Origin of the sequence: Helicobacter sp., assembly GCF_022511165.1 — a bacterium.
Taxonomy (GTDB): domain Bacteria; phylum Campylobacterota; class Campylobacteria; order Campylobacterales; family Helicobacteraceae; genus Helicobacter_C.
The window spans coordinates 1-12,962 of record NZ_JAFLSB010000039.1; the positions used below are offsets into that span (position 1 = coordinate 1).

16 protein-coding genes are annotated in these 12,962 nt (G+C 38.5%); 7 read left to right on the forward strand and 9 right to left on the reverse strand.

All coding sequences use genetic code 11. The annotated features are described in order from the left end of the window. A partial coding sequence (locus tag J1E28_RS06150) for a hypothetical protein (RefSeq protein WP_291027823.1) occupies positions 1-198 on the reverse strand: 198 nt, incomplete at its 3' end. Between the two features lie 238 nt (positions 199-436). Here J1E28_RS06150 and J1E28_RS06155 point away from each other — a divergent pair. Further along, positions 437-754 carry a hypothetical protein gene (locus tag J1E28_RS06155; protein ID WP_291027825.1) on the forward strand — a complete coding sequence of 106 codons (318 nt, stop codon included), beginning with the start codon at positions 437-439 and terminating at the stop codon, positions 752-754. Here the strand turns inward: J1E28_RS06155 and hisG are convergent. From hisG to J1E28_RS06190, 7 genes are all read right to left on the reverse strand, one after another. Beyond that, the gene (gene hisG / locus J1E28_RS06160; protein WP_291027827.1) at positions 751-1,365 is read right to left on the reverse strand and encodes an ATP phosphoribosyltransferase; all 615 of its coding nucleotides are present in this window, start codon (positions 1,363-1,365) and stop codon (positions 751-753) included. The genes J1E28_RS06155 and hisG overlap by 4 nt on opposite strands. 40 nt (positions 1,366-1,405) lie before the next feature. Then, on the reverse strand, positions 1,406-2,026 hold the full coding sequence (locus tag J1E28_RS06165; protein ID WP_291027829.1) for a type III pantothenate kinase: 621 nt from the start codon (positions 2,024-2,026) through the stop codon (positions 1,406-1,408). Next, entirely contained in the window at positions 2,026-3,036 is a 1,011-nt protein-coding gene (locus J1E28_RS06170) for a plasminogen-binding protein (protein WP_291027831.1), read from the reverse strand. Before J1E28_RS06170 ends, J1E28_RS06165 begins: the two co-directional genes overlap by 1 nt. After that, complete coding sequence (locus J1E28_RS06175) at positions 3,036-3,701, reverse strand: hypothetical protein (protein ID WP_291027833.1); 666 nt, start codon at positions 3,699-3,701, stop codon at positions 3,036-3,038. Before J1E28_RS06175 ends, J1E28_RS06170 begins: the two co-directional genes overlap by 1 nt. 16 nt (positions 3,702-3,717) lie before the next feature. Further along, complete coding sequence (gene dut, locus J1E28_RS06180; protein ID WP_291027835.1) at positions 3,718-4,161, reverse strand: dUTP diphosphatase; 444 nt, start codon at positions 4,159-4,161, stop codon at positions 3,718-3,720. 6 nt (positions 4,162-4,167) lie between these two features. Beyond that, the gene (greA, locus tag J1E28_RS06185) at positions 4,168-4,659 is read right to left on the reverse strand and encodes a transcription elongation factor GreA (protein WP_291027837.1); all 492 of its coding nucleotides are present in this window, start codon (positions 4,657-4,659) and stop codon (positions 4,168-4,170) included. A 67-nt stretch (positions 4,660-4,726) separates the two neighbouring features. Further along, positions 4,727-5,404 (reverse strand): HAD family hydrolase, encoded by a 678-nt coding sequence (locus tag J1E28_RS06190; RefSeq protein WP_291027839.1) that lies wholly within the window; start codon positions 5,402-5,404, stop codon positions 4,727-4,729. A 428-nt stretch (positions 5,405-5,832) separates the two neighbouring features. On the opposite strand from J1E28_RS06190, the gene napA reads away from it, so the two are divergent. From napA to J1E28_RS06220, 6 genes are read left to right on the forward strand one after another with little or no spacing between them, the layout of a single operon-like run. Further along, positions 5,833-8,643: a nitrate reductase catalytic subunit NapA gene (gene napA, locus J1E28_RS06195; RefSeq protein WP_291027841.1), complete on the forward strand. Its 2,811-nt coding sequence runs from the start codon at positions 5,833-5,835 to the stop codon at positions 8,641-8,643. Positions 8,644-8,652: 9 nt separating this feature from the next. After that, complete coding sequence (napG, locus tag J1E28_RS06200; protein ID WP_291027843.1) at positions 8,653-9,489, forward strand: ferredoxin-type protein NapG; 837 nt, start codon at positions 8,653-8,655, stop codon at positions 9,487-9,489. Beyond that, positions 9,486-10,412, forward strand: a complete 927-nt coding sequence (gene napH, locus J1E28_RS06205) for a quinol dehydrogenase ferredoxin subunit NapH (protein ID WP_291027845.1) — start codon at positions 9,486-9,488, stop codon at positions 10,410-10,412. The genes napG and napH overlap by 4 nt, the downstream gene beginning before the upstream one ends. Next, entirely contained in the window at positions 10,409-10,984 is a 576-nt protein-coding gene (locus tag J1E28_RS06210; protein ID WP_291027847.1) for a nitrate reductase cytochrome c-type subunit, read from the forward strand. The genes napH and J1E28_RS06210 overlap by 4 nt, the downstream gene beginning before the upstream one ends. A 17-nt stretch (positions 10,985-11,001) precedes the next feature. Then, entirely contained in the window at positions 11,002-12,030 is a 1,029-nt protein-coding gene (locus tag J1E28_RS06215) for a WD40 repeat domain-containing protein (RefSeq protein WP_291027849.1), read from the forward strand. Between the two features lies 1 nt (position 12,031). After that, positions 12,032-12,406: a chaperone NapD gene (locus tag J1E28_RS06220; protein WP_291027851.1), complete on the forward strand. Its 375-nt coding sequence runs from the start codon at positions 12,032-12,034 to the stop codon at positions 12,404-12,406. A gap of 1 nt (position 12,407) precedes the next feature. Here the strand turns inward: J1E28_RS06220 and J1E28_RS06225 are convergent. Continuing rightward, positions 12,408-12,962, reverse strand: a 555-nt coding sequence (locus J1E28_RS06225; RefSeq protein ID WP_291027852.1) for an alpha/beta hydrolase-fold protein, incomplete at its 5' end; no start/stop codon positions are given.

Here is a 12,962-nt window from a genome sequence, read left to right on the forward strand (position 1 = left end):
GACAATCTCTCCCTTAGGATAGGCTTCTTGAATCAGCTTCTCATCAGCTTTATTTTGAGGCAAAAGAACGGAAGTTTTAAGTGCGTGGGTTTTGAGGGAAAAAATCCACACTTCATTATCCCCTATTTTTGTGTGATACTCACCATTTGCCCATAAACAAGATACTAAAAAAACAAAAATTAACAAAACCTTTTTCATTTTTTCTCCTTAAAATAATCACAAAAATGTCTTGATGAGGCATTATTCCTTTTTTTTACTTAAAATTTAATTTTTATCTCATATATGTCTTAAAATGCGTTTTCATCAAATGCAATCAAACTTCTTTTATGATAAAAAGCTTTTTGTCTTTAAGTTGTTTTTTGGTATATTTGCCTTTATAAAGATAAATATAAATTGAAACAAAGATATTTTTGTGTGAAGGGCATTAAGGAGAAAAATGAAAAAGATTCTAGGTAGTATATGCCTATGTGCAAGTTTATGGGCGGGAGAATGGGTGATGTTTTCAGATGGCACAGATACTTATCTCTACTCGACTACAACCGGTGAAGTGTATATTCGCTACCATCTAAAAAAAAGAAATTATGAAGATGTATTTGTTAAAATGCCTCGCGGTATGTTTCCTAATGAAGTAAATAAAACACAAAGAGATACGAGCATTCCTTCACCCACAGCTCCAAATGCCGATCAACTCAAAGAAATGCAAAATAATGCACTCAAAAAATCTCAAGAAATACTCAACTCTGCTCTTGATTAATCTTTAACCATTTTCTTAAGCTCTTCATAAAGGGCGAGAATCTGCTCTTTTTTCTCATAAAAGCTATTATTATTGACGACCAAATACGCACTTGATTCCATAATGACTTCATCAATTTTAAGATTATTTTGTGCCATTGTGCTACCTGTTTCTACAATATCCACAATCGCATCGCTTAACCCCACAAGCGGAGCAAGCTCGATTGAACCATAAAGCTTTAAAGATTCAATAGAGACGGCTTTGTTTGCAAAAAATTTACGCGTGATATGGGGCATTTTTGTAGCAATTTTAAGTTTTGGTTGCTGATAATCAAGGCTTTTACCCATAGGTGAGCCAACCACCACCTTGCATTTACCAATGCCAAGATTGAGGAGTCGCACTACATTTGCCTCTTGCTCCTCAATCACATCTAAGCCCACAATCCCCACATCTGCAGCTTGATGAACAACATAAGTAGGCACATCTTGACTACGCACAAGCAAAAAAGTAAAGTCATTATGCTCCAAAATCAATTTTCTATCGTCAAAGACAAAATTTCCACCATAGAGCTGCTCAAAGAATGCGAGACTCTCTTGTGCTATACGCCCCTTAGGCAAGGCTACTTTTATCATTTCATACACTCCTTACTTTACATAAAATCTTCTCTTTAAGTTATATATGTTTTTGCAATGCCTTTTGCATACCCTTAAAAACAAGAGTATTATCATAAATAGCATTTTCAAAAAATCGTGCAAAAAACTTGCCATCGCCACCTGTAAAATACAATTTTTTAGTGCGCGAAGTATTTTTTATCATTAAAATAATGCTTTTTAGCACACCAAAGCTAATGGCATCTGTTGTATTTTGTGGTAAAGAGGCAAGATTCACACTTGGCTCTACACCTCTATCAAGCACAGGTGAAATATCAGCATACATCTTTCTATAGGCTTCAAGCCCGGGCATAATATATCCACCGATGTGAATCCCCCCTTCCATTACATCTGCAGTAATCGCACTTCCTGCATCAATAATTACCCCATTATCAACTGCCTTACACGCTGCTTTTCTATCTACACCTAAGCCATTATATTGTGTCTGTATTTCAATATGCTCACTTACATTTATGCAATAAGGGTGCGAAGCAAGCAAGCAATGCTCAAAACGTTCATTGACACTAATATAATAAATAGGCACATCTTCCTTTTTTTTTGTGAGCGAATAGGGCTTTTCTTTCCAGATTCTACCTTTATGGTAAAAATGCAAAAAAGTATTGCCTACATCACACAAAAGCATTACTCAAACCTTTTATAGACCTTGTCATAAAAGAAGGTATCGCGATTGTAAAAAAGACTTTTTTTCTTTGGAAGATTGCTTTTATATACCTTAAGTGCAAAATCATCAAGGCTAAGGGCGATGAGATAGCCACCTCTCTCAAGTGTGTAAAGTGTATTATTAGCAATCACAAGTCCGCTTAAAACAGCAAAAGGCAAACGCACCTTGCGCAAAAGCTTGAGTGTATGATCAAGCTCTAAAATCTCACCCTCAATACTCAAAACATACACTCTTTCATTATGATATAACACATCGCGCAAATCAACATCATATTTGAAGCTTTTATTGTCAATAATCGCGCTTATGCGCTTAGCAGTCGCTGCCAAAAGATAGGGATTTTTTGCATACAAATACATCACATTATTAAAAAATTTATCACTCACAATAAGAATATCTTTGACAATTTTATTTTGCTCTTTATCATAAATGAGGACTTTCCCCTCTAAATCCGGAAAAATAACATATTTTTCACTAATTTGTGGCGAAGCAAGAGAGGCATTAATCGCTAAAACCGAAGCATATTTTTGAGAAAATATCTCCTTTTTTTGCGCTATATCATAATACATCAATGTATTATCAATTAAAACTAAAGCGAGTTTGTCGCCTTTGATGGCTGCAGAAAGCACGCAAATATCAAAGGGGATTGTCTGCATAGCCGCTGTAGTAGCTTCCATAATCAAAATTTCTTTACATTCCCTTTGCAGGACATAAGTGTTTTTATCTTGTGTGAGAAATGTATGTTTAGATTCTAAAACAAGAGGTGTGATACCCTCTGCAAAGCTTAGCAAAGTATGGTCTTTAAGCACCGCTCCCTCTCGTGTAGCACTCTTTATAGGCGCACTTAATTTGCCTTTAAATTCAATCTTGCCGCTAATAAATTGCGGTTCAAAATGCTTCTTTGAGCTACAACCTGATATGCAAAAAACGCTTACACACGCAGCATAAATGATAAATTTTGCTCTCTGTGCCATTAATTACTACCCTTTGATAATTCTAATCCAAAATGCTTGAGGCTCACTGCCTCTTCCCAAAAAAGACTATTTTCAGGGATAAGCATTAGTTTTTGATGTGCCTCTTTTACCTTATCTGCTTGAAAAAGCAAATAAGCCTCTTGCAAAAGGGCGAAATTCTTTAAACTTGCTAGTTTGGTAGATTCTAGATTTGTGATATTTTGCATCAAAGCATCTGTATTCTTAGCATCTTTAATGCCTCCATTTTGAGAATCTATCAACTCGCTTGCCCGCAATGAGGCAAGTTCATATTGAGCCAAAGAGCGCACAAAAGCATTTGAGGAATGTGTCAGCTCCTCATAAGTAGCCATATCATTGTGTGTATTAAAAAAGCGATATACATCATAAAGTGCAGGGCTTTTTTGCTCCAAAGTCTCTAAAGCATTCTTATCTGTAGAATCCACAAGGAGCTTTGCATAGGCTGCACTTGCCTCTTTAGCGCGCACCTCCTGCATATACCCACTCACATACCACCATACAATCGCACCTACCGCACATATAAGGAGGGCGATGATGAATTTACGATACCGCCTCCATAGAATCTCTAACGCAAACGCACTCTCTAAAATCTTCTCATCTCTATCAAAGGATTCTTTGACACTTTTTAGATTTGATTGTAAGCTCATACATACTCCCTCTCTTTTATTTTGATACGCCAGAAGAACCAAAGCCCCTCTCTCCACGCTCACTTAAGCCTAACGCCTCTACTTCTTCAAATACGGCTTGAGTTACCTCACTTACTACCGCTTGGGCGATTCTATCACCTGCGCGAATCTGAAAATCTGTATTTGAGTGATTGATGAGTATTACTTTGATTTCTCCGCGATAATCACTATCAATCGTGCCTGGAGTATTGAGCACACTTATGCCATTATGCAAAGCCAAACCGCTTCGTGGGCGCACCTGCACTTCAAAGCCAGATTCTATCTCAAAGGCTAATCCTGTATCAATAAGCGCTCTCTCACCAGCAGCTATTGTATAATCTTTCAAAGAATGCAAATCAAACCCTGCAGCTTGTGTGCTTTGATAGCTTGGTATCACCGCCTCTTGATGCAATTTTTTAACCTTAATATGCGCTTGTTTCATTATTCTCTAATCCTCAAACACAATCTCTTTATAAAACACTTCTAAAATTTCAAATTCATTTTCCCCGCTTGGCAAAGTTATACTTACTTCATCGCCTACTGACTTGCCAATGAGGGCTTTTGCTATGGGCGAAGAGACAGAGATTAAGCCCTTAGAGGGTTTGCTTTCCATAGAGCCTACAAGCGTATAGACAAATTCTTGTTCAGTATCAAGATTCACAATTTTTACACTTGAACCAAAACTTACTTTATTATGTGGCAAAGTCGCAGGATCAATGATTTGTGCATTAGCAAGCATAGCTCCTAATTCATTAATCCGCGCTTCAATAAAGGCTTGCTTTTCTCGCGCAGCGTGATACTCTGCATTTTCTTTTAAATCCCCGTGGCTTCGTGCCACATCAATTTCTACCACAATGCGCGGACGCTCCACTTCTTTGAGATTCTTAAGCTCTGCACACAACTTCTCATAGCCATAATTTGTCATTGGTTCTGTTGCCATTGCTCCCCCAAAAACTAAGATATAATTAATGAAGCCAACTAGCTTAGCAAAGCTAAAAAAACAAAGACTAAATGCCACATTTTTGCGCAATATAATGCACAGCTTCAAGTGCATTATTACACAAAGGCACATTAAAATTCTCCATACTCTCCCTACTACCAAAGCCACATAGCACACCTATAGCTTGAATCTGCGCATTTTGTGCGCTACTTAAATCAAGTGCAGTATCACCTACCATAAAGATTCTGTGCTTTTTTATCCCCCTTTGTGTAGCACATAAATCATCCAAAGCCTTTAAAATAGGCTCGGCATTAGGTTTAGGGTGAGTGGTAGATTCTATACCCACAATGCTCTCAAAATACTGCCACACTCCAAGCTTTTCTAAAAGTATCTGCGAAAAATCGCCTCGTTTTGTTGTTACTATCCCAAGAGAAGCAAAGTCAAAGGCTTCAATTATCGCCTCTTTAGCATAGGGAAGCAAATGTGTGCCTGCCTCCATAAGAGAGCGATAGTGGATTCTATACTGACGCACATATTCACCTACACAAGAAGTATCCACACCTTGTTGCATAAACATATCCTCCAAAGTATGCCCAATGCTCTTTTTGATACTTTCAAACGAAGGAGATTCTCGCCCCATATCCTTACAAGCCGCACAAAAACTCGCGCAAATCGCCTGTGTAGAATCTATAAGTGTGCCATCTAAATCAAAAAGTATGATAATATCTTTTGTCATATCTTGCATATTTGCTCTTTTTGCATATATTTCATTTTACTCTATTATGATTTTGTAAGTATCTTGTGCAATTATATACATAAATTTATCTAGGATAGCTTTAATGTTGAAAAGGCATTTCATAAAGATTCTTTATTCTTATATTCATTCTCAAACTAAGATTTTATTTTTATAATTTACTTGCCCATTTTTGTTTGCCAAATCCACTTATTTGCCTATCTTGCCTAAAAATCTCACAAAAACCAAATTCCACACATTCTCATAATTCTCATAATGATAACATTATATATTTTAAAATATAAACATAAAATCTAAAAAGTAAAAATTCTTTTAAATGTAATTGATTTTTATCAAGTGCTAAAATTAAGAATCACGAGTAGAATCTTTTTTAGCCGTTTGGATTCCCAAATGTGAGCGACAATTTTTAAGGAGGTTTTATGACAAACAAGATGCAAGGTAAGCCTACCCTTTCTCGCCGCGACTTTATTAAGAGTGCGGCAGCAGCTTCGGCAGCAGCGAGTGTGGGGCTAAGTATTCCAAGTGTAATGAGCGCGCAAGCACAAGAGGCTCAAAAACTTTGGAAATGGGATAAATCAGTATGCAGATTCTGTGGAACAGGTTGCGGTATTATGGTAGCTACGCAAAAAGACAGCAATGGAGTAGCTAAAATCGTAGCTGTTAAAGGCGACCCTGAAGCCCCTGTGAATCGTGGCTTAAATTGTATCAAAGGATATTTTTGCGCCAAGATTATGTATGGAGCAGATAGGCTTACAAAACCTCTTTTGCGCGTCAATAGCAATGGAGAATTTGATAAAAAGGGTAAATTTGCCCCTGTGAGCTGGAAGAGGGCTTTTGATGAAATGGAAAAACAATTCAAAAAAGCTTATAATGAACTAGGACCAACAGGAATTGGTGTCTTTGGCTCTGGGCAATACACTGTGCCAGAGGGGTATTCTGCAGTAAAACTCATCAAAGGTGGATTTAGAAGCAATAATATTGACCCAAATGCACGACATTGTATGGCAAGCGCGGTTGTGGGCTTTATGGAAACATTTGGGATTGATGAACCTGCTGGGTGCTATGATGATATAGAGCTTACAGATACAATTATTACTTGGGGCGCAAATATGGCTGAAATGCACCCTGTGCTTTGGAGTCGCGTAACAGATAGAAAGCTTAGTAATAGCAATGTAAAAATTGTGAATCTTTCAACTTTCACAAACCGCACATCAGATTTAGCAGATATTGAGATTGTATTCAAGCCTCATACTGACTTAGCAATTTGGAATTTCCTTGCGCGTGAGATTATCAATCGCAATGCCGTAGATGAAAAATTTGTGCAAGAAAATTGTGTCTTTAGTACAGGTTTTGTGAATATTGGCTATGGTATGAGAAATAATCCAAACCACCCCAAATTCAAAGATGCAGAAAAAGACATCGTGGCAAAAGAAATTTCAAAAGTTGTAAGTGAAGATGAGGGTATCACACTGCAATATCTTGGTATTAAAGCAGGTGAAACAATGAAAATGGATAAGGCTGATGCAGCAGGAAACCACTGGGGCATTAACTTTGAGGATTTCAAAAAAGGTTTAGAGCCTTATACACTTGATTTTGTGGCAACCCTTGCAAAAGGTAATCCCGATGAAAGTATCGAATCCTTTAAGCAAAAGCTTCAAGCTCTAGCGGATTTGTATATTGACAAAAATCGCAAAGTTGTAAGCTTTTGGACTATGGGTATGAATCAACACCAAAGAGGAACTTGGGTAAATGAACAAGCCTATATGGTGCATATGCTTCTTGGCAAACAAGCTCAACCCGGAAATGGTGCATTCTCGCTCACAGGGCAACCAAGTGCTTGTGGGACAGCGCGTGAAGTAGGAACTTTTGCTCACAGACTCCCTGCGGATATGGTGGTAGCAAATCCAAAACATCGTGAGATGACTGAAAAAATCTGGAAGCTCCCCGCTGGCACACTTAATAGCAAAATTGGTGCGCCATATATGAAAATTATGCGTGATTTGGAAGATAACAAAATTAAATGGATTTGGGTACACGTGAATAATCCGTGGCAAAATACAGCAAATGCAAACCACTGGATTGCAGCAGCAAGAGAGCTAGACAACTTTATCGTTGTGAGTGAGTGCTATCCGGGCATTAGCGCAAAAGTAGCAGACCTTATTCTCCCAACAGCAATGATTTATGAAAAATGGGGTGCATATGGTAACGCTGAAAGACGCACACAGCATTGGAAACAACAAGTTGTAGCTCCCGGTGAGGCAATGCCTGATGTATGGCAATATGTTGAATTTTCTAAACGTTTTAAATTAAGCGAAGTATGGAATAAAGAATATCCAAATCTTGATCTTAAGCCTGTTTTAGAAGCAGCTAAAGCTATGGGCTATAAAGAAGATGATACGCTCTTTGATGTGCTTTTTGCAAATGAAGATGCAAAGAAATTCAGCGCTCAAGACCCTATACTTAAAGATGTAGTCAATACCGAAGTATCAGGTGATTATCGCAATGTACAAGGTAGCGATGGTGAAGTCTTTAAGGGCTATGGATTCTTTATTCACAAATATCTTTGGGAAGAATATCGCCAATTCGGCTTAGGACACGCTCACGATTTAGCAGATTTTGATACTTATCATCGTGTAAGAGGTTTGCGTTGGCCTGTTGTCAATGGAAAAGAAACACAATGGAGATTTAATGCTAAATATGACTTCTATGCGCAAAAACTTGGCAATGGTAAAGCATTTGCATTCTATGGCAATCAAGGCAAAAGTATGCCCTCTGGCACACTTCAAGCACCCGGTGATGGGCAAGTAAGCATTGATAATAAGGCAAAAATTTTCTTGCGCCCTTATATGGATCCTTGTGAAATGCCTGATAAAGAATATCCAATGTGGCTTAGCACTGGACGTGTGCTTGAGCATTGGCATTCTGGCACAATGACTATGCGTGTGCCTGAACTCTATCGTGCTGTGCCTGAAGCACTCTGCTATATGCACCCTGAAGATGCAAAAGCGCAAAACCTTGCACAAAATCAAGTCGTGTGGATTGAATCTCGCCGTGGCAAAGTTAAAGCAAAACTTGATTTGCGTGGCAGAAACCGCCCACCAAAAGGACTTATTTATGTGCCTTGGTTTGATGAAAATGTATTTATTAATAAAGTCTGCCTTGATGCAACTTGTCCTATTTCAAAGCAAACAGACTTTAAAAAATGCGCCGTGAAAGTGTATAAAGCATAAGGATAAAATGTGTCAAATAAAACAGCGCCATCAAACCCACAAAGACGACAAGCCTTACTCAAAATAGGACAAAATACAGGTTTTGCCCTATTTGGTGCGCTTGTATGGGGAGCGTATGTCAATGTCGCTAAGGCAGGAAATGGTAATATTTTGCGTCCACCGGGTGCGAGTAAAAATGATGCAGAATTTGTCGCAAGCTGCATTAAATGTGGGCTTTGCGTAGAATCTTGTCCTTTTTATACACTCAAACTCGCAACGCCAAATGATGATACCGCACTTGGCACACCTTTTTTTGAAGCGCGCAAAGTGCCCTGCTATATGTGCAAGGATATTCCTTGTGCGGCGGCTTGTCCTACCGATGCGCTTCAGTTAGAGCGTCTGTATTATCCTAAAAAACCACAAGAAGAGGGGCAAAACTATACCCAAGCGGATATTAACAATGCCACAATGGGCGTAGCAATTGTAGATTCTAAGCATTGTGTTGCATACGCAGGGATTCAATGCGATGCGTGCTATCGTGCTTGTCCGCTTATTGATAAAGCCATTAGGCTTGAATACAAACGCAATGAGCGCACAGGAAAGCACGGATTCTTACTCCCAAGTGTTGATAGTGATTACTGCACGGGTTGTGGAATGTGTGAAAAAGCGTGTGTAACAGAGCTTCCTACAATTATTGTTTTACCTCGTAGCGTGGCTTTAGGCAAAATGGGGACAAACTACATTAAAGGCTGGGATAAGCTTGATGAAAATCGGCTTTTTGAACTTAAAGAGCAAAGAAGTAATAAAAATGTTGCGCCTAGCAATACCCTAGACTATCTTAATCACTCACTAGGAGAGATAGAATGAAGTTTGCAAAAACAAAATATCTCATTCTTAGGCGATTAAGCCAATGCGTGATTCTTATGCTTTTTATAATGGGGAATTACTCCATTGCTACACTTAAAAATGTGCAGACAAAAGCATCAGTGGGTGTTTTTGGTGGCAATATAGAATCATTGTTTGGGGATTCTAGCTCTGTGGTTGCAAAAGAGCCGAGTGCATTCAGTAACATTGTGCAAGGAAATTTAAGCCACTCGCAGTGGTTTGGAGGAGCTTTTAACCTCACAGATCCTTTGAGTGCATTGCAAATTTTTCTTGCAGGTGGAGGCATAGCCCTTGATGTAGCACTTGGAGTGTTGCTTGTGGTGTTTATTTATGGGGTGTTCTTAGGGCGCGCATATTGTGCCTTTGTATGCCCAATAAATCTCATAACCGATCTTGCAAACTTTTTACGTGAAAAATTAGGGCTTAATCGCACACAACATAAGCTTTTTTTGCGCCGCTCCACACGATTTATAATTTTAGCAATAGGCTTGGTGCTTAGTGTAATATGCGGTGTGGCTGCATTTGAACTAATTAGCCCCATTTCTATGCTACATCGTGGCTTAGTCTTTGGTATGGGCTTTGGTATTTTTGCCATTGTGGCGGTGTTTTTATTTGATTTATGTGTGCTTAAAAATGGCTTTTGTGGGTATATCTGTCCGCTCGGGGCGATGTATTCACTCATTGGCAAATTTGCACTTTTGCGCGTGTATCACACAAGCTCAAATTGCACTAAATGTATGCAATGTGTGCGTGTTTGCCCTGAACCCGAAGTGTTAAAGCCTATTGGAAAACAAGATGGTGCATTCAAAACAATGACTTGTTTGCGTTGTGGGAGATGTATTGAGGTGTGCGATGATAACGCATTGCGATTTAGTATTTTAAATTTTACAAAGGAGAAAAGATGAAAAAATACGCTCAAGGGTTAATGATTGGGTTGCTTGGATTGGCATTTTTTGCGTGTTCAGATTCTCAAGAATCTACACAATCTCAACAAAGCAGTGCCTCTACTGAAAGCAAGGAAATGCTTAAGGATAGCGAAATTGGCATTAGAAAAGTAGATTTACAAGATGAAAAAGATGTCAAATTGCTTGAATATAAATATAATGAAGCGAATGCGGGAGAGAGCGCATTGATTGAGCGCTCATACGAAAATGCTCCACCAATGATTCCTCACAATATAGAGGGAATGCTTCCTATCACTCAAGATGAAAATCAATGTCTTACTTGCCACGATCCGGCAGTAGCCAAAGATGTAGGTGCAGTGTCTGTCCCTACTTCGCATACACACGATTTGCGTGATGAAAAAAAGAAGGATTTAGGTAAGGTAAGCGCGGCGCGCTTTAACTGCGTGCTTTGCCATACACCACAGGCTGATGCGACTCCTCTCATTGCAAATACCTTTACACCTGATTTCCGCACACAAGAAGGAAAAAAATCATCAAATCTCCTTGATGTGCTGAATGAGGGCGTTAAATAGGCTATGGCAAGTTCATTATGGAACATAGATTCCATACAAAATTTTTATGTGTAAGAAATGTTCTTATTTGTATATTATGTGCGCTGCCCCTAGGGGCGCAGCCTCTTATCATAGAGAGCAAAAACGCACAAATTATGCATACAGATGCAATTCTTACGCACATAAGCATTTTTAATAATCATATCTTTGTTGGCAATGCTTCTGGGGGAATTGATGTTTTTACCCTTGATAGCAACAAGAAAGCGCATAAAGCTTATAGCCTTACTTTGCCACTTATAAAGGATTATTTTGATAATGCTTTTGCGCCTCGTGTGTTTGATATTACTACTTTTGATGGCAAAACACTCTTTGTCTTAAGTGAATCTTCGCGCGGTGGGAGGCAGATTCTTAAAATCTCTGCTACGCAAGAAGCACAAATAGTGTATCACACAACAACTTTACCCAAACGTATTATTGCTTTTGGAGATGATAAGCTTGTAGTTGGCTTTTTAAGCAATGAAATTGGGCTTTTTGACTTAAAGAGTGCTTCATTTACTTATATGAGCCACCCAAGCACCGCGAATTTTTCTGATTTGTGCATCAATACACCTTTTATCTTTAGCACCGATGAATCTGGCATTGTGAATGTGATAGATATTACAAATGGCGCATTACTTGCACGACTTAGTCAAATCAATAAAGACAATAACTATCAAATTGCCTCCGCAAAGGATATAATTCTTACCGCAGGCGCAGATAGACAAATGGGCGTTTATACCTTTGGCTCACAAACACAAGAGAAGACAAAGTTTTACTTAAAAAATGCCACAAGTATCAAAAGTGATTTTCTTGTCTATGCGGTGGGTATCTCTCCTCAAGCCACTTATGGGGCATTGAGCAAAAATGAACAAAATGATATAGGCATTATTCATTTGCCTACAATGGAAGAAAAATACACACTAAAAGGAACAACTTCACTGATTAATAGTATTATATTTTATGATGAAAAAACGATTATTTCAGGCAGTGATGATAAAAGTTTTATTATTTGGCATTTAAAGGAGTAAGATGAATATCTCAAGCATTGTGGTAAGAACCACGCAGGAGCATTTTGAATCTGTCAAAGATTCTATACAAGCATTGCAATATTGTGAGATTTATATCGCTGATAAACCCACAAATCAAATCATTGTCGTCATAGAATCTCCAAGCACGCAAGAGGAAGTAGCCCTCAATAAACACATAGAATCTCTCACAGGTGTGCTAAGCGCCAATATGCACTATGCGTATCAAGAGGGCGAGATTAACGCACAGCTTAAAGAAATGGATAATGGCATTAGCGAATTTTTGAATAATGATTCTATCTCTGCTGAACATATTACCTATTCTGGCTCGGTGGCACATCTTATGGGCGAAAAATCTCATAAGAAAAAACGCAAATAATCTAGTGCATTAGCTTATCTAGGGCAGATTTCATTGCATAAGGGACAGAGCTTCCGTGATTTTGCCCCTTATATTCAATAAAGCTTATATTTTGAGGATTGGGCGCATTATTTTGCAAATCCTTTATAATTTCTTTTAAATCAAGTGTTGTTTGCCCCTTAGGAGATTCTAAGCTTCCTTGAGTAAAAAGAATCATCTTTGGATAATGCTTTAATTGCAAAGGCAAGGATAAAAAGCTCCCCTCTCCCCACCAAAGCGAAGGCGAAGCACAAACATAATGACTAAAGCTTTGAGGCTTTGTTACAAGTGTGTGTAGCACAAAAAGCCCGCCAAAAGAATGCCCAAAAAGAAGCTCTTTAAAAGGCGTGCCAAATTTTTTATGAATAAAAGGCTTAACTTCTTGTATCAAAAAATCTAAAAACACATCTATCCCGCCCCCACCGCTAAAAGATTTTTGCATATCCCCTTGAAGCAGGGGTGTATAATCATAAGTGCGTAAATCCCTATCAAAAGCAAGTGGGCTTTGATGTCCAATACCTACAATAAGAGGCAAAGC